Consider the following 22,963-nt stretch of genomic DNA (forward strand, 5'->3'; position numbering starts at 1 on the left):
GGCATGGACCTCGACCACGAACTCGGCAACCACGCCGACACCAGCGTCTGGGCCGCCTTCGGCGATCTGATGGTCGGCGTGCTCGGCGCCTTCGTGCTCATCCTGGCCCTGGCCCTGGTGACGCAGATGGACCTGGCCAGCCGCCTGGAAGAAGAGACCCGCCAGCGCCAGCTTGAAGCGCTGCGGCGCGAGGCGCTGGAGCGCGCCCTCGCCGGCCCGCTGGCCAGTGGCCTGATCAGCCTGAACGAGGGCCGCATCGGCATCAGCGGCAGCGTGCTCTTCGCCACCGGCTCCGACCAGCTGCACGCCGAAGGCCGCGCCCTGCTGCACAGCCTGGCCGCCCCGCTGGCGAATTACCTGGCCGCGCGCGACGAGGTGCTGATGGTCAGCGGCTTCACCGACGACAAACCGGTGCGCGGCGGCAACGCGCGCTTTGCCGACAACTGGGAACTCTCGGCCCTGCGCGCGCTCACGGTGACGCGCACGCTGATGGCCGAGGGCTTGCCCGCCGGCTCGGTGTTCGCCGCCGCCTTCGGCCCGCAGCAGCCGGTGGCCAGCAACGAAGACGCCGCCGGCCGCGCGCTGAACCGCCGCGTCGAGCTTTCGCCCATGCCGCGCCGCGCGCGTGCGGCCGAGGGCGCCGCATCCGCGGCTTCCGCCCCCTGAACCATGGACGCGCAGGCCCTGCACCAGGACCCGGAGGCCGCGCTGCAGGCCCACCCCCTGCGCGCCCACACCGCGCCGGCCCGCTGGGCCGTGCTGCAAGGCCTGGCGCGCCGCGCCGCGCAGCAGCAGGGGGCTTTGCGCGCGGCCTTGCTGCACAAGCTGGCGCAGCGCCTGCAGGCGCTACCCGTCGCGGCTGATGGTGCCGCTGCGGCCACTGCGGACGCTCAGCCCGCAGCGTCCAGCCCGCTTCAGGCGCTGGCGGCCCTGGTCCCCAGTCGGCCCGACGAACTGCAGGCCCTGCAGTTCGACCGCCGCGACTGGACCCGATTGCGCCTGAGCCAGCGCCTCAGCGAGCCTAGCGCCGCACCCGAAACCCCGGCCAGCCAGCTCGGCCCCCTGCACACCCAGGTGCTGGTGCCGCAGGCGCTGGCCCAGCTGCGCGAGCTCTCGCCCGAGTACCTGCAGCGCCTGCTGACGCAGCTGGATCAGCTGCTGGCGCTGGCGCCGGCCAGTCCGGCGAGTGCCGGTGCCCCCAGGCGCGGGCGCCGCAAAAGCTGAAGCCTCGTTGGCGCGGTTGCCGGCTCGCAACGTGTCGTACTACCTGCTGTCTGCCCGAGGCTTGCGCGTGATCACTTCGATCGCCACCGGAGGTAGGGCTGGAGGGGGCGGCGGCCTCAGGCACCAGCTGCGATCGGCCTTACGCCCATGCGGAATCAGGGGGCTCCTGCGCATATCGACCGTGCGCATGCTTTCGACCCGGCCCTGTTGCACCTCCAGCTGAACATGCCACTCCCAGATCTCGTTGGCATACGGGTTGCCGCAGAGCTTGCGTCCTTTTGGGAACCAGAGCCTGCCGCTGATCCATTGGGCCGGTATGGGCGCGCCAGGTGATCCATAGGCCTGGAGCAGGCTGAGAGGCTCAGGGCCGCAGCGGCCGAAATCGATCAGCAGCAGCTGGCGTCCTTCGAGTGCCAGATTTTGAACCGGTGCGCCAGTGGCGGTGCAGTTGAAGCCCTGCCGTTCCGCCTCGCGTAGCGCGGCGCTCCAGGGAAACGCTCGCATGTCATCCGTGATGCCGAAGAGCCGCTGCGTTTCAGAGTGGATGCGAAGCGTTTCCTGCATTGGCGGCGTGGCCCGGGCCATGGGGAGATTCATGATCAGTGCGCACAGCACGGGCCACTTTGGGGCAAGCCAGCGAGGGCAAGGCGGTTTGGGCAATTCGGGGGCGCTCCTTGCGCGTGGAGTTTGGGGTCAGTATGTTCAATGGGGCGCCGGCACGCAGACTTCGTGAGACCCAGTCCCGCCGCCTTGCGCTTGGTCTGGCGCCGCCGGCCTCGAACGCCTGCGGGAGCAGACCTCCATCGATCTCAACCGGGGTTCGCATGTGCGCTGTCCTCGAAGGCGATCTGCAGGGTTGGGCTAGTCGCGGCAGAGGTGAGCGGCCCATCCCCGACAAGCCGCCCGCTTCACCCGCACACCTCAGCGCGCCACCTTCGGCCGGAACAGAGCGCACAGCTTGTTGCCGTCCGGGTCGCGCACATAGGCCAGCTCCAGCGTGATGGCGCCGCCCTGGCGCGGGCCGGGTGGGTCTTCGATCGAGACGCCACCGTGGGCCACCGCGGCATCGTGGAAGGCCTTTACCTGCTCGGCCGAATCGCACTTGAAGCCGATGGTGCCGCCGTTCGCGGCGGTGGCGGGTTCGTCGTTGATGGGTTCGCTGACGCAGAAGGTGGCGCCGGCGTGGCGGTAAAACAGGCGCTGGTGGCCGGTCTTGGCGGTGTCGCGGATCGCCTCGCCGCCGCCCAGCACCTTCAGCACCGCGTCGTAGAAGCGCTTGGCGCGCTCGATGTCGTTGGTTCCGACCATCACATGGCTGAACATGGATTGACTCCTCGTTGCTTGGGGAGGGCGCAGCCTAACGGCCCCGCGGCCCCCCCGCGTTGCGCGCCGGCCCCATGACGATTGACCCGCTGCCGCGTCCGCCGCACACTCGCGGCCTTCCTTCCTCAACACCCACTTCAAGGAGATGACCATGAATGCAGCAGATCGTGTCGCCCTTCTGAAGTCGGCCGCTTGCCTGGCGCTCTGAGCGCCCTGCGCTCCTGAAGAAGACCCGGCGCCCCGCCCGGGTTCATTGACCCAAGGCCGCAGCTCTGCGGCCGGCTTCCCCTCCCAGCCTGTTCTGCGCACCTGCCGGTGCGCAGTGGGTCCGCTTAGGGCCTGTTAACACTACGCGAAGCCACCGCGTTGCCAGCCAGAAAAGGCGCCAACGAGGCGCGAAATGAAGCCGGGGTAGGCCCCCGGCGAGGCTTCGCAACGAAGTGGGCGCCTTTTTCTGGTGGCAACCCGAAGGGAATGGGGCTGCCCGGCCGCCATGCGTCGTTGCAACGCTCGCCCAGACGCGGGTCTGGGCGTCGCGCTGCGCCTAGCCTGGCGGCTGGGCGGCCCCATTCGCGGGGCTCCGCGTAGTGTTAACAGGCCCTGGTCGCGGACGAAGCTTGAGCTCAATGGACCCCCATGATCGACATCGCTTTCGAAGCCCTGCGCCCGCTCGGCCTCAGCCCCACCATCGCCCTGCGCGCCGCGCAGATGCATGAACCCAGCGCCAGCCGCCTGAGCCTGGCCCGCGTCACCGAAGTGCAGCGCGACTGCGTGACCCTGCACGACGGCATGGCTGAGCACAGCGCCCGCCTCTTGCCCCGGCTGCTGCAGCAGCTGCAATCGGAAGCCACCCAGCTGACCATCGGCGACTGGGTTGGCATGACCGTCGACGCCCATGCCCAGGCCTGGGCCGTCGAGCGCGTCGCCCCCATCACCCAGATCGCCCGCCGTGCCAACGACGGGCGGCGCCAGCTGCTGGCCAGCAATGTCGACGTGGCCCTGCTGGTGATGGGCCTGGACGCCGACTTCAACGCCCGTCGCATGGAGCGCTACCTGGCCATGGTGCGCAGCTGCGAGGTCACGCCCGTCGTCGTGCTCACCAAGCAGGACATCGCGCCGGCCGCGCCCGAGCGCATCCAGGAGATGTACCGCCGCCTGCCCGCCACCGTGCCGGTGCTGCCGGTGAATGGCTTGTCCCACGAGGCCCGCACCGCCATCGGCCCCTGGCTGCACCCGGGCCAGACCCTGGTGCTGCTGGGCTCATCCGGTGCGGGCAAGTCCACGCTCATCAACACCCTGGCGGGCGCCGACCAGGCCACTGGCGGCGTGCGCAGCAGCGACGGCCGCGGCCGCCACACCACCACCGCGCGCTCGCTGCACCGCTGCGCGCAGGGCGCTTGCATCATCGACACCCCAGGCCTGCGCACCTTCCGCCCCGACGCCGACGCCCAACAGCTCGCCGCCACCTTCGAAGACGTGCAGGCCCTGGCTCAGCAATGCCGCTTCCGCGACTGCCGCCACGAGAACGAGCCCGGCTGCGTGGTGCGCGCCAGCGTCGACGCCGACCGGCTGCAGAACTACCAGAAGCTGTTGCGCGATGCCCAGCGCGTCGAGATGACGGCGCTGGATCGCATCGAGCAACGCAACAAGTGGAAGGCGATCGGCAAGGCCGGCAGCCAGCGGGCGCGGGAGAAGCGGGCGTGAGCGTGCCAGGCTGCGCCCCTCCGTGCAGGACGCCGGGGCGCGGCGCCGGCCCTGGCGTTCCGGGCCACGCCCACCCAACGAACCCTTTCGAGCGGAGTCCTCATGATTGATCACCTGAGCCTCGTCGTCAGCGACTACGAGAAGAGCAAGGCCTTCTATGCGCAGGCCCTCGCGCCGACCGGGCATTCACGCCTGGTCGAGCTGCCCCCGAGGCCGGGTGCGCACGCGGGCAGCGCCGGCTTCTGCCACGAGGACGGATCCGATTTCTGGATCGGCCCCGGCGTGGCGCTCACCCCGCCGCTGCACATCGCCTTCCGCGTGCCCTCGCGCGCCGCGGTGGACGACTTTCACCGGGCGGCTCTCGCCGCCGGTGGCCGGGACCACGGCGCGCCCGGCTTGCGGCCGCAATACCACCCGAACTACTACGGCGCCTATGTGCTGGATCCGGACGGGCACAACATCGAAGCCGTCTGCCACGAGCCGGTGTGAGCGCGACCGGCCAGGCCCTCAGCTCTCGGGGTCGTCCCCGAACTCGCGCAGTTCCTGCGCGCAGCGGCAGGCCTGGGCGATCCGCGCCGCCCACCGCACGGCGACCTCGCGCGAGGGCAGGCGCAGCACACAGAAGCCGCCGTCGAACTCCCGCGTCTGCGGATAGGTGGCCTGGCGAACCGTGCTGTCGGCCTCCACCATGAGGGGGGCGACTGCCGTGTGGATGCCGCCCGCGAACGCATAGACCCCTGCCGCCTTGGCCTCGCGAATGACCTGGCGCGCCGCCTCGCCCACGGCGGCCAGTTCCTCGGCGGGGACGTTCATCGCACTGGCGGGGAAGGAGATGAGGTAGTTCGGCATCGTGGGGTCCTTGCGTTGAGCTCGGGGCTGTTTGTAAGGCCTGGGGCCTTGGGTAGGTGGGCGACGACGCGGCTGGGCTGCCGCAGCAGGCGGACAAGGATCTGCAGCGAAGGCGTCGCGGGCCCATGCACAGCGGGTTCGGGAACCTGGCGCGGCGCGCAGCTTGGATTGGCCGGGTTGGCCGGAGCAGCTCATCGCGGCCACGAGGCGCTCGGCCATTCCACAAGCGCAAGCGCCCCCGGCCGAATGGCACGAGGGCGCAGTTCCTGGATCAGCTCAGGCGAGACGCACGAGGCAGTCGGGCCGCGAGCCACTGATGCACGTCGGCCCGGATGTTCCGGCCCTTGAGCAGGAAGTCCTCGTGGCGGTTCGGCACATAGGGCAGGTAGAGCAGGGGCATGCCCGCCTGCTCGGGCGTGCGGTCGGCCTTGGTGGCATTGCAGGCGCGGCAGGCGGCCACGGTGTTCATCCAGCTCAGGGCGCCGCCGCGGCTTTCCGGCACGATGTGGTCGATCGTCAGCTCCCGTTCCGGGGCCTGTTCGCCGCAGTACGCACAGGTGTGCCGGTCGCGCCGCAGCACCTTGGACTTGGCGTAGCAGGGCAGCTGATTGAACAGATTGACCCGCGAGGCACCGCGCAAGGCCACGATGGCCGGCACTTCCAGGGTGGATTGCCGGCCGGTGGCGGCATTCATGCCGCCGCGCAGCACCGCCATGGGCTCGTCCCCCAGCGACCACACCACGGCCCGGCTGGCCACGTGGCTGGCCGCGTCTTGCACGGAAATCCAGGCCTGCGGCATTCCCGTGATGTCCAGCTGGAGCACTTCCATGGTCTCTCCTTGGTTTGAAGGGCAGCTGCACGCCAGCTGGGTCGGTGCAGGCCGGTTGATGGCCGGCCCTTCTGAGGGGGCGGCAGGTGGCGCGGCAACGCGCGTGGTGACACAAGGGTCTGGCAGGGGCGCGCGACTCGAACGCGCAACACACGGCTTCAAAGGCCGTTGTTCTACCGATTGAGCGACGCCCCATCCGAACAAGTTGGCTCCGTAGGCAGGCTTCGAACCCGCGCACTCCCGGTTAACAGCCGGGCGCTCTACCTGCTGAGCTACTACGGAATGGGTTGGTTGGGGTGGCGCCTCCGGCACGAGTCGAACGTGCAGCCTTCGGGTTCGGAACCCGGTGCTCATCCATTGAGCTTCGGAGGCGAGATGGCGGATGCACTCGGATTCGAACCGAGGCGCCGGTGTGGACCGGCGACGGCTTAGCAAGCCGCTCCCTTAGACCGCTCGGGCATGCATCCTGGGTTGGTGCCGACGCTCAGGTTCGAACTGAGACGCCCTCGCGGGCGACGGCTTCTGAGGCCGCTGCGTCTTCCGTGGTTCCGCCACGTCGGCAGGGGAAGGGGGGCCATGTCCTTTGGGGTGACCGGCCGGATTCGAACCGGCGATGCAAGGGTCACAACCTTGAGCCTTGGGCCGCTAGGCGACGGTCACACCAAAGGACACGGCAAGACTGGCGCCACCAGCGGGTTTCGATCCCGCGGCCTCCGGTTCGACAGACCGGCGCTCTCCCAGCTGAGCTATGGCGGCATAAAGGGATGGGAAGGGTTGGTCGGGGTGACACGGTTCGAACGTGCGACAGCTCGCTCCCAAAGCGAGGGCTCTACCTGGCTGAGCTACACCCCGATGTTGTTTTGGTTGGATGTGAAGGGAAAGGATGTCGGTGACGGGTTCCGACGCCACCCCAATCGTTGGTGGCCGGTTTCCGCCCCCGAAGCGTGAGCTCGACGGGGGCTTCTGAAGCGTGATGCAAGCCTGCGCAGACCTGGTGCCCCGTGTGGAAATCGAATCCACCTCTTCGGCTTGAAGGGCCGAGAACCTCACCAGAGGTCCAACGGGGCCGGTCTTCCATCTGGGCTGTCTCCGCACGCGACGAGCGGCAGCGCATCGCTGCATGCCAGCGCGGCCGCGCTGGCACACATGCACACCGGACCGGTCCGGTGCTTGTGCACGGGGACACCCCAGATGGAGCAGACGGAGGGGATCGAACCCTCGACCTCAACGGTGGAAGCGTTGCGCGCTACCGACTGCGCCACGTCTGCAAGGCTTGTGAGGCAGCACCGCCCTATGCGGGCTCGCCTCACGGCAAGTTGTTAAAGAGCGGCCCCCCAGGCCAGGCCCAAGGGCGCCAACGCACGCGCTGCGTCAGTCAACAGAGGTGGCAGCACGAGGCTGAAAACAAAGAGGCCCGGATCCTTGGGGGAGTCCGGGCCTCTTGCGAGCTTGGAAGATGTGCGCCTACGCGCCATCCTCTCCCGGTGGTTCCTGGTCCTCCTGATTCACCAACCCAGCATGGGCGTGGTGCCGGGGCGACCGGACCTGCGACGGCAGGGCATCAAGGCCACTCACGCACGCACCCAGACTGGCGCTGCCCGGCAGGGGCGGCACTTGGGTGGCGGGGCGGTAGGTGCGGTTCACGATGCGTCCGTTGCGGTTGAAGAGGTTTTGGGAATTCTGCGGTGGTCAGGTTGGACAAGAAGCCCTTCGGCTCCTTGTGTCGATGGATTGAAGTGTGAAGAACGTTCACAATCCTGTCAAGCGCAACCGTGAAAAACCTTCACGCCTACAATTTGCGTGAAGGTTTTTCACAACACAAACCCGGCGCTCGACGTGGCTTCCAGCATCACCACCATCCGCAGGCAGAACGTCCTGAGCCTCTTCCAGACCTTTGCGGAGGAGCGCATCGCCGCCGGCGATCAGCCCAAGGGCCTGGAGGCCACGTTCGCAGCCCATCTGGGTGTGAGCGGTGCCACCTGGAGCATGGCCAAGTCCGGCAGCCGCCCCATCGGGGACAAGCTCGCCCGGCAGATCGAGCACAGCTGCGGCAAGGAGGCCGGCTGGCTGGACGAGGAGCGCGAACCCCAGGGCCTGACCGCCGCAGAGCAGCAGTTTCTGGCCATGGCCCTGCAGGCCTGGCGCGCCACCAACAGCGACGGCAGGAAGCAGCTGCGCGCGCTGATGAAGCAGTTCCGGTCCGCCTGAGCGTCCGGGCCGGTGCGCCGCCCTTCAGCTCTCGGGGTCGTCAAAGAACTCGCGCAGTTCCTGCGCGCACCGGCAGGCTTTGGCGATCTTGGCTGCCCACAGCTCGGCCGCTTCACGCGAGGGCAGACGCAGCACACAGAAGCCGCCGTCGAAGTCCTTCGTCTGCGGATAGGTTCCCTGGCTGAGCGTGCCGTCCCCGTCCACCCGCTGCGGCGGCATCGCCGCGTTGATGCCACCGGCGAACCTGTACACGCCGGCCGCCTTCGCCTCGCGAATGACCTGGCGCGCGGCTTCGCCCACGACGGGAAGCTCCTCGGCGGGGACGTTCATGGCGCTGGCGGGGAAAGAGATGAGGTAGTGGGGCATCGGGAGTCCTTCAATGGGAGACGGTGTTGTTGTCCAAGCCGGGGCCTTGGCGCTTGAGTTGCAGGAATCGCACTTCAGATGCCCTCGGCCCCCAAGGGGCGGGGCCCCGTGCTTTGGCCTGTCGTTCAACCGGACTCGGCCCGCCGGCGATCAAGCATCTTTTCGTGTGTCGCGTTGATGTGCCGCCAGGGACTCCAGCAACCACGCGCGCGCCGCCCCCGGCAGCGCCACGAATGTCATTGCAAGAGCCCCCAGCGTGAACACCAGGCTCAGCCCTGGATGAACGACCGCGAGGTCGATGGCTACGAAGACGGCGCTCAGCACGCTGGACATTGCAAAGTACAGCAGCCATTCGCCTGCCGTCTGCGGCCCACCGTGCTTTCCGAAGAGGTCGCCGTGCCATGCCGAGATGGCCATCGGAGCCGTGAGCATGGAACCCCCGATGGCGACAAGCCAGAAATCCTTGCCGGAAAAGAAGATGGCCGCACACGCGCTAACCAATGCCAGGAGCAATGCCAAGCCCAGCGCTGAGGCAATGACAGCATGCTTGCGGGATGCGGCAGCCCTGACCATTTGAGCGAAGTCTATGCAGGGGCCTGAGTCTGCGCATAGCCACCTGGCTGGGGGGCAGGCATTCGACTCGGTTGGGGCTGCCGCCAGTCGCCAATTGGGCGGCCAGCTTGGTACCAGGGCGGTCGGAGCTTGTCGAATACCGACGGATTCGATCGTCGTCTTGCCGGAGCCCGCAGCCCCGCAAGAGGCTGTTTCGGCATCCCCTCGGCCAGCTCGGAGCACGCACATGACCAAGACGATCTTCATCACCCTCCCCGTCACCGACCTCACTGCCTCCACTGCCTTCTACAAGGCCCTGGGCTTCGAACCCAATCCGCAATTCAGCGACGACAGCGTCAGCGCCCTGGCTTGGAGTGAAGCGATCCACCTGATGCTGATGACTCACGCCAAATGGCGCGGCTTCACCGACCGGCCCTTCCCGCCGGCCGGCAGCGCCGGGCACATGCTGAACCTGGGGCTGGACGGCCGTGCGGCCGTGGACCGCATGAACGAGGCTGCGGCGGCTCACGGAGGGCGGGCCGACGTGAACCCGGTGCAGGACCTGGGCTTCATGTACGCCCGCGACCTGGCCGATCCCGACGGCCATCTCTGGGGTGCGTTCTGGATGGACCCCGCGGCGGCGGGCGCTTCACAGGGCTGAGCGGCGCCGTCCACCGCAGCCACGGCTATCGTCGTGGCCCCCGCCGCCCCACCCGCGCCCCCAATGCACCAGCTCCGCGCCCACCTCCTGGCCAGCCTGCCCCTCGTCGCGGTGTTCGTGCTGCTGCAGGTGGCGCTGCCGGACCCGACCCTGCTCTGGGTCAACGCCCTCGCGCAGGCCCTGCTCTTCGTGGGCGTGGCGCTGCTGCCGGCCTGGCGCACCGGGCGCATGTCGTATGTGGACATCGCCTGGCCGCTGGGCCTGGCCTTGATCGGGCTGCAGGTCCTGCTGCTGGGCGACCCTTCAAACCTGCGCACCTTGGTGATCGGCCTGCTCTACCTGATCGCCGGCGGGCGCATGGGCGTGATGGCCCTGGTGGGCTGGCGCCATGGCCACTTTCAGCGCGAGCTGCCGCGCTATGAGTACCAGCGCCTGCGTTGGCAGCGCCGCGGCTGGAACGAGCGGGCGGCGCTGCTGTTCGAGACGGCCTCGCAGGGCCTGGCCAACATGAGCGTGCTGGCGCTGCCGGCGCTGCTGCAGGCGGCCAATCCGGCGCCGGGCCTTTCCGCGCTGGAGCTTGCCGGCCATGCGCTGTGGCTGGCGGCCCTGGTGTTCGAAAACGTGGCCGATACGCAGAAGGCGCGCTTCGGTGCGCGCATGCGCAGCGCCGGGCAAAAGAATGCGCATTGCGACGTCGGCCTGTGGCGCTACAGCCGCCACCCGAACTACTTCGGTGAATGGATGGTGTGGAACGCGCTGGCGCTGAGCAGCCTGCCCTCGGTGCTGGTGCTCGCCGCGGCCGGCCCGGTGTGGCGGGGCCCGCTGCTGGCGGCGGCGCTGGCCTACATGAGCTGGGTGATGTACGGGGTGCTGACGCATTACTCGGGCGCCAAGCCGGCCGAGCATTACAGCGTGCTGAAGCGCCCCGGCTATGCCGAGTACCAGCGCCGCACCTCGATGTTCTTCCCGCGCCGGCCGCTGGACTAAGGCCGCCTGCCCCCGGACTTGCCGGCGCTCCCTGGTGACAACCCGAAGGGAATGGCCCCGAGCTCCCCGGGTGGGATCCGGGCCTAACCTCGGCCCCAACGATCGAAGAAGGCAATCCGATGTTGACCCCCACCCAACAGCAGCAGTACCAGCAGGATGGCTACCTGGTGCTGCCGAACTTCAAGACCGCCGCCGAGATCGCCGCGCTGCGCGAGCGCGCCGAGGCCATCGTCGAGGCCTTTGATCCGGGCGAGAGCCGGACGATCTTCACGACGAATGAGCAATCGCGGCATACCGACGACTACTTCATGGGCTCGGCGGACACCATCCGCTGCTTCTTCGAGGAAGAGGCCTTCGACGCCCAGGGCCAGCTGAAGCAAGCCAAGGCGCTGTCGATCAACAAGATCGGCCACGCGATGCACGACCTGGACCCGGTGTTCGAGCGCTTCTCGCGCGGGCCGGCGCTGGCCGAGCTGGCGCGGGACCTGGCCTTAAGAGCGCCGCAGATCTGGCAGTCGATGTACATCTTCAAGCAGCCCGGCATCGGCGGCGAAGTGGGCTGGCACCAGGACGCCACCTTCTTCGACACCACGCCGATCACCGTCACCACTTTCTGGTTCGCGCTGGAAGACGCGACGCTGAACAACGGCTGCCTGTGGACGGAGCCGGGCGGCCACCGCGGCCCGCTGCGCGAGCGCTTCGTCAAGCAGGGCGCGGGCGCGGGGATGGAAAAGCTGGACGCCACGCCCTGGCCCGATGGCAGCCGCGCGGTGCCGCTGGAGTGCGGGGCGGGCACGCTGGTGGTGTTCCACGGCCTGCTGCCGCACTACAGCGCGGCGAACCGCTCGGCGCAGTCACGCCACGCCTACACCTTGCACGTGACGGATGCGGGCAGCGCCTACTCGCCGCGCAACTGGCTGCAGCGCGGCGCGAACCTGCCGGTGCGCGGTTTTATCTAGCTTTCCAGCAGCGCCGCAAACAGGGCTTCGTTCTCGCTGTCGATCGCCTGCAGCAGCCGCGCCCGCCAGGCCTGGATGCCCGCGCTGGCCGGGAAGTCCTCGCGGTCCAGGATGCGGCGCAGGTCCGAGTAGCGGTAGATCGGGATCGGGCGCAGCGCCGCCACGATGGGCGCCAACAGCGCGCGCTCGCTGGCATCGAGTTCGGGCACGGAAAGGTCGGTCTGGCTGGCCTGCGTGCGCACGGGCTCAAGGGCTGCGCCCGGCGCGGCATCGGTGGTCGCAAGCGGCAGCGTGAACCAGAAGGTCGAGCCTTGGCCCACTTCGGAAGCCACGCCGATCTGCCCGCCATGGGCCTCCACCGCCAGCTTGCAGAAGTTCAGCCCCAGTCCGGTGGAGCGCACCAGGCCGGAATCCCGCGCCTGGTATTGACCGAACTTGGCGAACACCGCCTCCAGGCGCTCGGCCGGGATGCCCTCGCCGCTGTCCTGCACCTGCACGCGCACCTGCGCCTCGCCCTCGGCCGCGGCATGGATCACGATGCGGCCATTGGTCGGCGTGTACTTCACGGCATTGGTCAGCAGATTGACGAGCACGCGCTCCAGCATCTCGCCGTCGCCGCGCACGCTCAAACCCGCGGGCACTTCCAGCTCCACCGTCTGGTTCTTGCGCTCCACCAGGAAGCGCACCTGCTCCACCGCCTGGGCCGCCAGCGCGGCCAGGGCCACGGGGCGGGTGTCCAGCACCACCTGGGTGTCCTCGAACTTCTGCACGTCCAGGATGTTCAGCACCAGGGTCAGCATCTGCCGCGAGGATTGCTTCAGCTGTTCCAGGCGCGAAAGCAGCGCAGGTGAATCCAGCGTGCTCAGGATGGCGCCCAGCGGGTTCTTCAGGTCGTGGACGATCATGCCCAGCATCCCGCGCTTGAACTGGTCCAGCGCCACCAGGCGCTCGTTGGCGCTCCGCAGCGCCTCGGTGCGCTCGGTCACCGTGGCTTCCAGCGCGGCCTTTTGCGCCAGCAGGCGGTGAAGCCGCCAGCGCAGCAGGCCCCAGCCCAGCGCGGCCAGCAGCAGCGCATAGCCCAGGTAGGCCCAGGGGCTGCGGTACCAGGGCGGCAGCACCGCAAAGCTGTAGCGGGCTTCGCCGCCCACCGTGTCGTACAGGTCCTTGGCGCGCACGCGGAACACGTAGCGGCCTTCGAGCAGGTTGTTGTAGTCCTTGTAGCTCTCGGCGCTCCAGTCGGACCAGCCCTTGTCGCTGCCCTCCAGCATCACCTGGTAGCGCAGCGCGCCGTCGCCATCAAAGCGCGGCGCGCCGTACTCGAAGCGCAGGGCGTTCTCGGCGTAGGGCAGTTCCAGCGCCGCGGGCTTGCCCTGGCCGCCAAAGAGCAGGCGGCCGCGCGCGTCCGTCACCCGGCTCAGCAGGGTGCCAAAGGGCTTGGGCTCGGCCTTGTCCAGCCGGCCGTCGTAGCGGAACACGCCTTCACCCATGCCGAACCAGGCCACGCCGTCGCCATCGGCGTAGATGCTGAAGGTCTCCTGCCCGGTCAGCGGCCGCAGCATGCGCGCGTCCCAGCGCTGGCCGCCCTGGCCATCGGGGCGGATCAGCCCCGTCTCCTTCAGGCCCGTGGCCGGGTCTTCGGTGTAGGCCCACAGGCCATTGGCGGCGTCCTCGTGCAGCACGTACACGGTGCGGGGCTGCGGGAACAGCTGGGCATAGCGCGGGTCGGGGGCGAAGCGGCCGGTGCCAGCCTCGAAGCGATAGATGCCGGCGCTGGTGGCAAAGGCGGGCCGGCCGCCCACCGGGAACACCAGGTTGAAGTTGGCGCTGGGCAGGCCCTGCTCGGTGCCAAAGCGGGTGAAGGGCAGTTCGCCCACCGTGCCGTCCGCCTGCAGGCCAGTCAGGTCCACGCGCACGATGCCGCTGTTGTAGGTACCCACCCAGAGCCGGCCGTCGGCGTCCTCCACCAGCGTGCGAACCGAGTCCTTCAGGCCCGGCACGCGCCCGGCTTCGCGCCAGCGCTGGCCATCAAAGTGCAGCAGTGCCAGGCCGTCGCCTAGGCCCACCATCAGCCAGCCGGGGTGCTGGCGCGGCGCGAGCAAGGCTTGGGCGTTGTAGGCGTCCAGCACGGCGGTGGGGTGGTCGTCTTCCACGGCGTGCACTCCATAGGCTCCGGCCTGCAGTAGGCGCTGGCCGGTAGAGAGAAAGGCCCAGGTCAGGTCGCGAATTTGGGGCACAGGCAGCAGGCGGGGCCGCGGGCCGGGCTGTAGACCATAGGCCCCTTGCGTGGTGCCAAGTAGCAATTGACCCATGTGACGGTGAACGCTGCTCACCGGTTGCTCCAAACCGTGGCGTGCGTCCAGCCGGCTCAGCGGAGCCGCCATGGCCAGGTGGGCCAGCCCATTGCCCAGGGCCAGCCACAGTCCGCCATCTCGGTCTTGAAAGGTGGCGGTCACGCTTTGGTCGCCGAGGCCCTCTGACTTGCCATAGCGGGCATTTAGGCGGCCTTCCGCATCCAGCACGTACAAGCCGCCCTTCAGCGTACCGACCACCATTCGGCCATCAGCAAGCCGCAACAGGCTCTTTTCCTGAACCTCATCAGCCAACAGGGCGGCATCCACTTCAGTAGGCCAGGGCGTGACGCGGCCTTGCTCGTAGCGCACAAAACCATGATCCCGGCTGTAGATCAACAGGACGGGATGCTCCCCACCGCCGCCAGGCAAGGCCAGCAGGCCGATTGGCTTCTTTTCATCAAAGCGCCCCCCTTCGGGCAAGCCAACCAGACGCTCACCGCGTAACTGCAACAGGCCGCGCCCGGACTCGACAACAAACACCCCCTGCGCGCCACCTTGGGCTACTCCGAAAAGCCCTGCCGGTGCCCAATGGTGGAAGCGACCGTCCCGCCAGAGCAGCAGCCTTTGGGGGCTGGAGAACACCACGCCGTCGGTGGTGATCAGGGTGTTCCAAACGTCAGAGAAGCCGCGCGCCTCGGCCGGCAATCGGTGCAGCAGCGATATGTAGTGCAACTGACCATCCGCCGCCGGAGACAGGTAGCCCACTTCGCCCACGGCGCCCACAAAGACGCGCCCCGTGTGATCGACCGCCAAGGAGCGCACTGTCGATTGATTGGTAACCGGCGTCAGGCGCCAGCGCTGGCCGTCAAAGTGGAGCACCCCCCGGTTGTTGCCTACGAACAGCGTGCCGTCAGCACCTTGCGCCAGGGCCCAGTTCTGCCCCTCTGCCCCGTAGTCGCTTGGACGGACGGTGCGCAGCAGGGGGGTGCCTGCCTCCAGCTGGGGCGCGGCGGCAGCCGGCGCGGCGATGGCGGCATGCGATGCGCTGAACCCAAGCAGCAAGGCGCAGCAAAGCAGCGTGCGCCAGCCGCTGCCGAGCAAGAACAGAGGAGTGCGCATGCCAAGGCTCCGTGCGGGTGCTCGGGCCGTTACTACCACGGCCCTTTGGGGCGCGCGAGGGTACCTGCTCACGGCCCCGCAGCTGATCGGCGTTATTGCCGGGTAGGCGTGCCGCGGCCTGGAACTACCCTCGCGCGCCGGTTCGCCGCCCCTCAATAGTGGGGGGCTTGCGGCCGCCGAACAGGAGGAAACCGTGAGTAACAGCAATACCAACGTCAGCATCGTCAATGTCACCGTGGTCAACAGCCAGACGGTGAACCTCAGCTATTCCACCGGCAACAACCCGCCCGCCAACAACAACGGCAATGTGCCGGAGCGTGAAGGGCAGGGCGCGGCCACCATCAGCTACAGCTCGGGTGTGGCCGGCTGGTCGGTCTGCGGGTATGTGGTCACCGGTGCCGTTCCTTCGGACATGAGCATCAGCACCGTGGGCAATAGCGTGGTCATTCGCGACGCAGCGACGGCAACGACGCAGGAGCAGCTGAACTTCAGTCTCCAGGTCAAGGATGCGCACGGCCATGTCTACACCAGCCCTGATCCGCTGGTCATCAACGTGCCGCCCAAGTGATCCGACTGGAGGGTGCAACGCGCCAGGCATTCCCGGCGGGTTGGCAGGAATGAGCGCTTGTGTCCAACTGGCCGGATGCTCCATTCCGTCACGGCCAGGGCGAATGGCACTTGCTAGCATCCGCCGCCCTGGCGCATGGGGGCCTGGCCTGTGAAGCCGGGCTCAATGTGCGCGCCTTTTCACACCTCAAAGTCTCCGCGTGAAACCCGCACTCCTGCTCAGCCTCGCGACCCTTCTGCCGCTGTCGACCCTGGCCGCGACCCCTTGTCAACGCTCGCTCTCGGCCAACCCCAACATCGTCATTCCGGTGTACGTGAACGCCCAGCGTGAGGTCAGCAACCACCCGCAGTACCCGGGCGGCAGCTTCACCAGCTACCGCGTGAGCCTGGGCGCCAACAACGAGTTTGACCAGCTCTGCATCACGCACCGCAACGCGGTGATGCTGTTCACTCTGCTCAACCAGAGCCAGTACGAGTTCATCGACATCCGCTTCTACGAGAACGGCCTGCCCTCTGCGCAGATCCTGCAGACCGAGGTGCAGGGGAATTACGTGCGGGTGATCAACAAGAACGATTCCGCCACCCGGCTGAAGTACGTGGTGATCCTGCGTGACCGCAGCACGGGCGCGGTGATCAGCAAGGATCCGGTGATCGTCAACGAGCCGGATTGAGGGTTCGCGCCGACCAGCACGGCCCGCGGCGGGCGCGCGGCGGCACCGGTTCTACGATCCGGCCGCACCCAGCCGCTGGACCCCGGCGTTGGCCAAGCCCCCTCCTTCCCGCGCCGGCGGAGCCGTGATGCAGCAGATCCTCGTCGTTGACGACGAACTCGAGCACCTGAACGCCCTTTGCGAGCTCCTGCAAGGCGGCGGCTATCAGGTGCTGCGCACCAGCCGGCCGGAGCGGGCGCTGGCGATTGCCGAGAGCCAGCGGCCCGATCTCGTCATCACCGATTGGGACATGCCGGGCCTCTCCGGCATCGAGCTGATCCGCCAGCTCAAAGCACACCCAGCCACGCGCGACATCCCGGTCATCATGTGCACCGGCAGCATGACCACGGCGGCGCACCTGGAAACCGCGCTGCAGGCCGGCGCGGTGGACTATGTGCGCAAGCCGGTGGAGCCCATTGAGCTGCGCGCACGCACCCGCTCGATGCTGCAGCTCGCCGCCTCCTACCGGCAGATCCTGGCCAAGGAGCAAGAGCTGGCGCGGCAGAACGAGCTGCTGAACCAGCAGAAGCAGGAGCTGCACCAGGCGGCCATCACCGACCGGCTCACCGGCCTGCACAACCGCGCCTATCTGGTGGACCAGCTGAGCCGCGAGTTCAGCAACAGCCGGCGCTACGGCCGCCCCTTGAGCTGCCTGCTGCTGGACATCGACCACTTCAAGTCGGTCAACGACCGCCACGGCCATCTGGTGGGCGACGCGGTGCTGCGCCACACCGCACAGCTGCTGAGCCGCGGCCTGCGCCGCGGCGACGTGCTGGCGCGCTACGGCGGCGAGGAGTTCGTGCTGCTGCTGCCCGGCACCCCGGCCGCCAGCGCGCAGGCCTTGGCCGAGAGCCTGCGCGCCAGCGTGGCCCAGGCCGTATGGGTTCAGGGGGAACTGAGCCTGCCGCTCACGATCAGCATCGGCGTGGCCGACAACCTGGCGGGCCAGGCGGAGGACGAGACGGCGCTGCTCCGCCACGCCGACGCGGCGCTGTACGCGGCGAAGCGCCAGGGCCGCAATCGGGTGGTGGTGCACGCCGAGCCGGTGGGCTGAGCCGTCGTACCATCGCGCCGCACCAGGCCGAGCGCGGGCTGTTGGAGCGCCCCTTCTACCCGGCGGTTGTGGCACGGCGATGCAGCAGATTCTTGTGGTTGACGATGAGATCGAGCACCTGAACGTGCTGTGCGAGCTGCTGCAGGCCGCCTCGTACGAGGTGCTGCGCACCAGCCAGCCCGAACGCGCGCTCGCCATTGCGGAACGCAGCCAGCCGGACCTGGTCATCACCGACTGGGACATGCCGGGCCTCTCGGGCCTCGAACTGATCCGCCAGCTCAAGGAGCGTGCGATGACGCGGGACATCCCGGTCATCATGTGCACCGGCAAGATGACCTCGTCCGCGAACCTGGACGCCGCGCTGCAAGCCGGCGCGGTGGACTACCTGCGCAAGCCCGTGGATCCGATCGAGCTGTGTGCCCGCACGCGTTCGATGCTGCAGCTCTCGACCCTGTACCGCGAACTCAAGGCCAAGCAGCACGCGCTGGCCCTGCAGAACGAGTTGCTGAGCCAGCAGAACGCCATGCTGGATCAGCAGAAGCAGGCCCTGCACAAGGCGGCCACGACGGACCAGCTGACCGGCCTGTACAACCGCGCCTACCTGATGGAGCAGCTGGGCCGCGAATTCGCCGGCAGCCAGCGCCTGGGCCACCCCCTGAGCTGCCTGCTGCTGGACATCGACAGCTTCAAGTCCTTCAACGACCGCCACGGCCATCTGGTGGGCGATGCGGTGTTGCGGCATGTCGCGCAGCTGCTGGGCGGCAAGATCCGGCGCAACGATGTGATGGCCCGCTACGGCGGCGAGGAATTCGCGGTGCTGCTGCCCGGCACCGCCGCGGCCGCCGCCACGGGCCTGGCCGAAACCCTGCGCGCGGCGGTGGCGCAGTCGGTGCTGCAGCTGGGCGACCTGAACTGCCAGGTGACCGTCAGCATCGGCGTGGCCGACAGCCTGCTGGGCGCACCGCCGAACGAGACGGCCTTGCTGAAGCACGCCGACGAGGCGCTCTACGCGGCCAAGCACCAGGGCCGCAATCGGGTGGTGGTGTTCGAGGCCGGTGGCAAGGCCTTGGCGCGCTGAGGCACCGAGCCCCTGCGCGCCGGGTTCGCGTTGGCAGGCCACAACGCCCGTCTCGATTCTTCTTGCGCCGCGGCACCGCGCTGCGCATCATTCGCGCCCTTGGTTGAAGGCGCCCACGACAGCGCCCGCCTGACGGAGATCCCTGCTATGTCCTCCCTGTTCATCTCGACGATCGACTGAACACGGTTCCCGAGCCCCGGCTGAACCGTGTCTGTTCCCAGATACGGCCTCAGACCGCGCGGCATAAAAAAGCCCCGCTGCCTTCTCGAGCCGGGGCTTTTGTATTTCCAGAACCGAATGAGTGCACAACTCCGTGCCCGTGCCTTGCAAGAAGGCCGGGTCAAGGCCCTGCGCCGCATGAAGCAGCCGATGTCGCTGCTGCTGGAAGCCAACCCTTCAGCGCGTGACCCCGTGGCGCGCGCGTTGGCCCAGCGTGGCCTGCGTGGCGCAGGCGAACACATCCAGAGCCGCGGCGCGCAGCGCCGGGCCGACCGCATGGCGCTGCAGGCGCTGTTGCGAAGGGAGGATTGGGATGAATGATCCCCAGAGCCTGCGTGTGCAGCTGGCGCAGAAGAACCAACAGCTGCAGCAGATCGCCGCCCAGCTCAAGTCCGAGCTGTTCGGCATCGACGCCATCGTCGACCGCGTGATCGACTCGGTGCGCGCCTGGGTCCTGATGCCCGAGCTGGTGACGCGGCCCGTCATCGTCTGCCTCTGGGGCCTGACGGGCACCGGCAAGACCCAGCTGGTGCGGCGGCTCACGCAGCTGCTGGGCTTCTACGACCGCTACGTGGAAGTGCAGATGGACGGCTTCTCGAACGGCGCGGGCTGGCGCGGAGCGCAGAGCATCTCCGGCATGCTGGCGCAGAGCGGCGTGCGCGAGGGCGAGCCCGGCATCCTGGTGCTCGACGAATTTCAACGCTTTCGCACCATCAACGAAAAGCGTGGCGAGCTGCGCGTCGAGCGCTACCAGGATGTCTGGGCCCTGCTGTCCGACGGCAAGCTGCCACCGGCGCTCTCGTTGCTGGGCGACATCGAGTCCTCGATCGCCGAGGCCGCCTTCGACGCCGAGCGTGCCGACGAGGACGACGCCAAGCGCCGCTTCAAGCTGCGCCCCTGGGAAGCGCAGGAGCTGCAGCGCCAGCTGAAGATCGACGATCCCCTGCTCGACATCATGGCCTGGACGCCCGAGCAGCTGCAGCAGCGCCTGCGCGACTTCCGCGAGAGCGGCCAGCCGCAATGGGAGACCGACTACAGCCGCCTGCTGATCTTCGTCTGCGGCAACCTCGACGAGATGTACGAGGACCTGGCCACCAGCGTGGACGACTGCGACAGCGATGCCGACATCTTTCATGCGCTGACCGGCAAGCTGTCCGTCATCGATGTGAAGCAGGCCTTGAACAAGCGCTTCAAGCCCGAGCAGGTGGCACGGCTGGGGAATGAGCATGTGGTCTACCCCTCGCTTTCGCGCCGCGCGTATGAGCAGTTGGTCGAGCAGGGCTGCGCGCGCTATGCCCGCGACACCGCGGCCCGTTGCGGCCTGCAGTTCGAGCTGGCCGCCAGCGTGCGCGAGCAGATCTATGCCAACGCCGTGTTCCCGGCCCAGGGCACGCGGCCGCTGTTTTCGTCGCTGCACGCCATCCTGGGCGCTGGCCTGGCCAAGGCGGCGCTGTGGGCGATCGAGCGTGGTGCGGCGTCGGGCGAGACGGTGGGCCTGACGGCCGATGGCCGCAGCCTGATCGCGCATTGGCGCGGCCGGTCGCAGGCCATCGCGGCGCCCTTCGAGATCAGTCGCCTGCGCCAGCGCAGCAACCCCGACTTCCGCGCCCTGTTGGCGGTGCACGAGGCCGGCCATGGCCTGGTGCATGCGCTGCTGTTCGGCCGCGCGCCGCAGGAGATCAAGATCCATGTGGCCAGCTTCGAGGGCGGCTACAACGCCTACAGCGGGCGCAAGGTCTGGTCGCGCCGCAATCTGCTCGATTCCATCTGCACCAGCCTGGCCGGCCGCGCCGCCGAGCTGCTGGTGTTCGGGCCCGAGCTGAGCAGTGGCGGGGCCGAGAGCGATTTGCGCAAGGCCACCGAAACGGCGGCGCGCATGCTGCGCCACCTCGGTCACGGCGAGCGCATCGGCCGCGTGGATGTCTGCGCCGGCAGCGAGGACAACCTCTGCACCGATGTGGAGGCCAGCAACGCGCCCGTCGAAGCCCTGCTGCTGACCGAGCACGCGCGCGCCACCGAATTGCTCGAGGCCCACCGCGGCGCCCTGCTGGCCCTGGTGGACGAGCTGATGGCCCAGGGCCAGGTGATGCCGGCCCGCTTTGCGGCGGTAACGGGCCTGGCACTGGCCCAGCCGGCCGACGCCCTGGACCCTTACGCGGCCAGCCTGGCGGCGTTTCGGGCGCAGGGGCGGGAACGGCTGCGCGCTTGATGCGGGGCGGGGCGCTATCGTCGGGCGCCTGCCCTGCACCGGATCCCGCCCATGACCGATCGCCTCGCCTCCTGCAGCTGCGGCCAGCTTCAAGCCCGGGTCGAGGGCGAGCCGCTGCGCGTCTCGATCTGTCACTGCCTGGCCTGCCAGCGCCGCACGGGGGGTCCGTTCGCGCAGCAGGCGCGCTACCGGCGCGAGCAGGTGGCGCTGACGGGCCGCTCGACCGAGTTCGTGCGCGTGGGCGACGAGGGCCCGGGCGCGCGTTTTCACTTCTGCCCGGTGTGCGGCGCCACGGTGTTCTACGAGCCCTTGGGGCTGCCGGATTGCCTGGCCATTCCGGTGGGCGCCTTCGCCGATCCGGGCTTTCCGGCGCCGACGGTCTCGGTCTACGAGGAGCGCATGCACGGCTGGGTGCAGCCGCCGGCGGATGCGCAGCATTTCCCTTGAGCGGCCCGGCCATGGTGGCGGCCGCAGCGGAGCAGACCCATGTATGAATCCAGGCGGCACGCACCGATTCCCAGGGCGCACTTCATGCGCCGCCTGCTCGGGCACTTCCTGGTGGCGCTGGGCCTGCTCGCGGCCTCGCTGCTGGCCGGCATGGCCGGGTACGCGTACTTCGAGCAACTGCCCTGGCGCGATGCCTTCCTGAACGCCGCCATGCTGCTGGGCGGCATGGGGCCGGTGAACAGCCCGCAGTCGGCCGGTGGCAAGCTGTTCGCGGGGCTTTATGCACTCTATGCCGGGCTGGTCTTCCTGGTGGTGCTGGCCATCATCCTCACGCCCCTGATCCACCGCCTGCTGCACACCTTTCACTGGGAGGACGAGTAATGCCGCGGGCCCGCGCGGTGCTGCTGGTGGCCGCCCTGGGCGCGTGGGTGCTGCCCGCTGCGGCCGAGCCGGACGCGCCCGAGGCCTTTGTGACGCAGCGCCTGCGCATTGGCGAGTACCAGGCCAAGCAGGTCGTCGATGCCCTGCAATCGCTGGCCGCGGCCCGGCAGGAGCAGCGCGATGTGAATGCGCTGATCGCCGGCACGCGCCAGGCCTATTTCGCGTCGGTACCGGGCTCGCGCGAGCGGGCGCAGATCGGCCGCCAGTTCGCCGATCTGCTGCTGGCCAAGGACCAGTACTTCTTCGCCCAGCTGCTGACCCAGGGCACGGGTGAGCGTGGCCAGCGCCATGTGGGCGGCATGCAGACCCTGATGGGCGGGGCGCTGGATGGCGGCATCCCGGCCGCGGTGCGCGGCGACTTCATCGACTGGGTGGATGCGGTGCGCGCCAGCATGGGCGTGCGCTCGCCCGACGACCTGGTGATCGCCCCGCCGCAGCGGGACCTGGAGCGCGCGCTGCGCGCGAACATGGCCGCCTACGAGCGCTACGCCGCGCGCCGCGACCAGCACGAGCACGAGGCCCATGCGCGCCAGCAGCGCGTGGCGGCGCAGCGCGCGGCGCTGACGCCGGCCGGCCGCGAGGCCCTGGCCGGCAGCGAGACCGGCGTGTTCGACCCGCGCGACGACGTGGTGTCCGCGGCGCGGCTCTCGGCCGAGCTGGATGCCCTGCTGGGCGCGCTGTGGAAGGCCAGGCAGGGCGTGCTGCGCTGCAAGTACGGCCCCCATGGCATCCACGATTCGGGCGAGCCGCTGTACGAGTGGCACCGCTTCTGGCTGGGCAGCGCGCCGGCCGGGATCGATGCGCTGCTGGCGGCCGACCCGGCCGGGCGCCTGGGCCCGCTGGCCACGCGCGACGCGCTGGCGGCCTGCCCCGCCACCCGCACGGCGGCGCAGACGGCGGTGCAGTCCTTGGCGCCCAAACCGCCGACGACGGCCGAGAAGATCGAAAGCCTGGACGCGCAGCGCAAGGCGCGGGTGGAAGAGGCCGGCGAGCAGCTGCGCCAGCGCTACTGCCCGGGCCTGACGGACCAACTGGCGCGGGCGCGCGCCGCGCTGGACACGGCGCGCCGGCCCAGCCCCTCGCTGCAGCGGCGCCTGGAGCACGCGCAGGCCGAGTACGACCGCCGCCGCTGCGGCGATTCCTAATTCGGCGCCTGCGGCAGCTCC

General features: G+C 69.0%; 24 protein-coding genes and 10 tRNA genes. 17 read left to right on the plus strand and 17 right to left on the minus strand.

The window, feature by feature from the left end; translation table 11 throughout:
- Positions 1-3: 3 nt before the first annotated feature.
- Complete coding sequence (locus I7X39_RS10010) at positions 4-666, plus strand: OmpA family protein (RefSeq protein ID WP_198111020.1); 663 nt, start codon at positions 4-6, stop codon at positions 664-666.
- A gap of 3 nt (positions 667-669) precedes the next feature.
- A complete protein-coding gene (locus I7X39_RS10015) occupies positions 670-1,224 on the plus strand; it encodes a DUF2894 domain-containing protein (protein ID WP_198111021.1) in 555 nt (184 codons plus the stop codon).
- A gap of 39 nt (positions 1,225-1,263) precedes the next feature.
- Here I7X39_RS10015 and I7X39_RS10020 read toward each other — a convergent pair whose 3' ends face one another.
- Positions 1,264-1,809: a hypothetical protein gene (locus I7X39_RS10020; RefSeq protein ID WP_198111022.1), complete on the minus strand. Its 546-nt coding sequence runs from the start codon at positions 1,807-1,809 to the stop codon at positions 1,264-1,266.
- A 336-nt stretch (positions 1,810-2,145) separates the two neighbouring features.
- A complete protein-coding gene (locus I7X39_RS10025) occupies positions 2,146-2,547 on the minus strand; it encodes a VOC family protein (RefSeq protein ID WP_198111023.1) in 402 nt (133 codons plus the stop codon).
- A 636-nt stretch (positions 2,548-3,183) separates the two neighbouring features.
- Here I7X39_RS10025 and rsgA point away from each other — a divergent pair.
- The gene (gene rsgA, locus I7X39_RS10030) at positions 3,184-4,251 is read left to right on the plus strand and encodes a ribosome small subunit-dependent GTPase A (protein WP_198111024.1); all 1,068 of its coding nucleotides are present in this window, start codon (positions 3,184-3,186) and stop codon (positions 4,249-4,251) included.
- Positions 4,252-4,353: 102 nt separating this feature from the next.
- A complete protein-coding gene (locus tag I7X39_RS10035; protein WP_198111025.1) occupies positions 4,354-4,740 on the plus strand; it encodes a VOC family protein in 387 nt (128 codons plus the stop codon).
- Between the two features lie 18 nt (positions 4,741-4,758).
- On the opposite strand, the gene I7X39_RS10040 is transcribed toward I7X39_RS10035, so the two are convergent.
- The 12 genes from I7X39_RS10040 to I7X39_RS10095 form a co-directional block, all read right to left on the minus strand.
- Positions 4,759-5,100: a YciI family protein gene (locus tag I7X39_RS10040; protein WP_232351871.1), complete on the minus strand. Its 342-nt coding sequence runs from the start codon at positions 5,098-5,100 to the stop codon at positions 4,759-4,761.
- A 271-nt stretch (positions 5,101-5,371) separates the two neighbouring features.
- Positions 5,372-5,929 (minus strand): HNH endonuclease, encoded by a 558-nt coding sequence (locus I7X39_RS10045; protein WP_198111026.1) that lies wholly within the window; start codon positions 5,927-5,929, stop codon positions 5,372-5,374.
- A gap of 124 nt (positions 5,930-6,053) precedes the next feature.
- Positions 6,054-6,123, minus strand: a tRNA-Gln gene (locus tag I7X39_RS10050).
- A gap of 12 nt (positions 6,124-6,135) precedes the next feature.
- A tRNA-Asn gene (locus tag I7X39_RS10055) sits at positions 6,136-6,211 on the minus strand.
- A 15-nt stretch (positions 6,212-6,226) separates the two neighbouring features.
- A tRNA-Arg gene (locus tag I7X39_RS10060) sits at positions 6,227-6,301 on the minus strand.
- A 4-nt stretch (positions 6,302-6,305) separates the two neighbouring features.
- Positions 6,306-6,396: transfer RNA gene (locus I7X39_RS10065), tRNA-Ser, on the minus strand.
- Positions 6,397-6,401: 5 nt separating this feature from the next.
- A tRNA-Leu gene (locus I7X39_RS10070) sits at positions 6,402-6,490 on the minus strand.
- Between the two features lie 23 nt (positions 6,491-6,513).
- Positions 6,514-6,589: transfer RNA gene (locus tag I7X39_RS10075), tRNA-His, on the minus strand.
- A 20-nt stretch (positions 6,590-6,609) separates the two neighbouring features.
- Positions 6,610-6,685 (minus strand) — tRNA-Asp (locus I7X39_RS10080).
- Positions 6,686-6,704: 19 nt separating this feature from the next.
- Positions 6,705-6,781: transfer RNA gene (locus tag I7X39_RS10085), tRNA-Pro, on the minus strand.
- 140 nt (positions 6,782-6,921) lie between these two features.
- A tRNA-Glu gene (locus I7X39_RS10090) sits at positions 6,922-6,996 on the minus strand.
- Positions 6,997-7,121: 125 nt separating this feature from the next.
- Positions 7,122-7,197 (minus strand) — tRNA-Gly (locus I7X39_RS10095).
- 568 nt (positions 7,198-7,765) lie between these two features.
- Here I7X39_RS10095 and I7X39_RS10100 point away from each other — a divergent pair.
- Positions 7,766-8,137 carry a hypothetical protein gene (locus I7X39_RS10100; RefSeq protein WP_198111027.1) on the plus strand — a complete coding sequence of 124 codons (372 nt, stop codon included), beginning with the start codon at positions 7,766-7,768 and terminating at the stop codon, positions 8,135-8,137.
- A 24-nt stretch (positions 8,138-8,161) separates the two neighbouring features.
- On the opposite strand, the gene I7X39_RS10105 is transcribed toward I7X39_RS10100, so the two are convergent.
- Complete coding sequence (locus I7X39_RS10105; RefSeq protein WP_232351872.1) at positions 8,162-8,503, minus strand: YciI family protein; 342 nt, start codon at positions 8,501-8,503, stop codon at positions 8,162-8,164.
- Between the two features lie 150 nt (positions 8,504-8,653).
- Positions 8,654-9,022 (minus strand): hypothetical protein, encoded by a 369-nt coding sequence (locus I7X39_RS10110; RefSeq protein ID WP_198111028.1) that lies wholly within the window; start codon positions 9,020-9,022, stop codon positions 8,654-8,656.
- 280 nt (positions 9,023-9,302) lie between these two features.
- On the opposite strand from I7X39_RS10110, the gene I7X39_RS10115 reads away from it, so the two are divergent.
- The 3 genes from I7X39_RS10115 to I7X39_RS10125 all read left to right on the plus strand — a co-directional run bounded on the left by I7X39_RS10115 (position 9,303) and on the right by I7X39_RS10125 (position 11,662).
- On the plus strand, positions 9,303-9,716 hold the full coding sequence (locus I7X39_RS10115; protein ID WP_198111029.1) for a VOC family protein: 414 nt from the start codon (positions 9,303-9,305) through the stop codon (positions 9,714-9,716).
- A gap of 63 nt (positions 9,717-9,779) precedes the next feature.
- Positions 9,780-10,703 carry a DUF1295 domain-containing protein gene (locus I7X39_RS10120; RefSeq protein ID WP_198111030.1) on the plus strand — a complete coding sequence of 308 codons (924 nt, stop codon included), beginning with the start codon at positions 9,780-9,782 and terminating at the stop codon, positions 10,701-10,703.
- A 119-nt stretch (positions 10,704-10,822) separates the two neighbouring features.
- Positions 10,823-11,662: a phytanoyl-CoA dioxygenase family protein gene (locus I7X39_RS10125; RefSeq protein WP_198111031.1), complete on the plus strand. Its 840-nt coding sequence runs from the start codon at positions 10,823-10,825 to the stop codon at positions 11,660-11,662.
- Here I7X39_RS10125 and I7X39_RS10130 read toward each other — a convergent pair.
- Complete coding sequence (locus I7X39_RS10130) at positions 11,659-15,072, minus strand: sensor histidine kinase (RefSeq protein ID WP_198111032.1); 3,414 nt, start codon at positions 15,070-15,072, stop codon at positions 11,659-11,661. The genes I7X39_RS10125 and I7X39_RS10130 overlap by 4 nt on opposite strands.
- Positions 15,073-15,265: 193 nt before the next feature.
- Here I7X39_RS10130 and I7X39_RS10135 point away from each other — a divergent pair, with 193 nt between their 5' ends.
- The 9 genes from I7X39_RS10135 (at position 15,266) to I7X39_RS10175 (ending at position 22,942) form a co-directional block, all read left to right on the plus strand.
- Positions 15,266-15,640 (plus strand): DP-EP family protein, encoded by a 375-nt coding sequence (locus tag I7X39_RS10135; protein ID WP_198111033.1) that lies wholly within the window; start codon positions 15,266-15,268, stop codon positions 15,638-15,640.
- A gap of 199 nt (positions 15,641-15,839) precedes the next feature.
- On the plus strand, positions 15,840-16,310 hold the full coding sequence (locus tag I7X39_RS10140) for a hypothetical protein (protein ID WP_198111034.1): 471 nt from the start codon (positions 15,840-15,842) through the stop codon (positions 16,308-16,310).
- A gap of 127 nt (positions 16,311-16,437) precedes the next feature.
- Entirely contained in the window at positions 16,438-17,403 is a 966-nt protein-coding gene (locus tag I7X39_RS10145; protein ID WP_198111035.1) for a GGDEF domain-containing response regulator, read from the plus strand.
- A gap of 79 nt (positions 17,404-17,482) precedes the next feature.
- Positions 17,483-18,481, plus strand: coding sequence for a diguanylate cyclase (locus I7X39_RS10150; protein WP_198111036.1), 999 nt, complete (start codon positions 17,483-17,485; stop codon positions 18,479-18,481).
- 297 nt (positions 18,482-18,778) lie between these two features.
- On the plus strand, positions 18,779-19,021 hold the full coding sequence (locus I7X39_RS10155) for a hypothetical protein (protein WP_198111037.1): 243 nt from the start codon (positions 18,779-18,781) through the stop codon (positions 19,019-19,021).
- Complete coding sequence (locus tag I7X39_RS10160; protein ID WP_198111038.1) at positions 19,014-20,909, plus strand: AAA family ATPase; 1,896 nt, start codon at positions 19,014-19,016, stop codon at positions 20,907-20,909. The genes I7X39_RS10155 and I7X39_RS10160 overlap by 8 nt, the downstream gene beginning before the upstream one ends.
- A gap of 51 nt (positions 20,910-20,960) precedes the next feature.
- Positions 20,961-21,356, plus strand: coding sequence for a GFA family protein (locus I7X39_RS10165; RefSeq protein WP_198111039.1), 396 nt, complete (start codon positions 20,961-20,963; stop codon positions 21,354-21,356).
- A gap of 84 nt (positions 21,357-21,440) precedes the next feature.
- Positions 21,441-21,737 (plus strand): superinfection exclusion B family protein, encoded by a 297-nt coding sequence (locus I7X39_RS10170; protein ID WP_232351873.1) that lies wholly within the window; start codon positions 21,441-21,443, stop codon positions 21,735-21,737.
- Entirely contained in the window at positions 21,737-22,942 is a 1,206-nt protein-coding gene (locus I7X39_RS10175; protein ID WP_198111041.1) for a hypothetical protein, read from the plus strand. The genes I7X39_RS10170 and I7X39_RS10175 overlap by 1 nt, the downstream gene beginning before the upstream one ends.
- Positions 22,943-22,963: the final 21 nt, after the last annotated feature.

The sequence above is a fragment of the Inhella proteolytica genome (assembly GCF_016093275.1).
Classification (GTDB): domain Bacteria; phylum Pseudomonadota; class Gammaproteobacteria; order Burkholderiales; family Burkholderiaceae_C; genus Inhella; species Inhella proteolytica.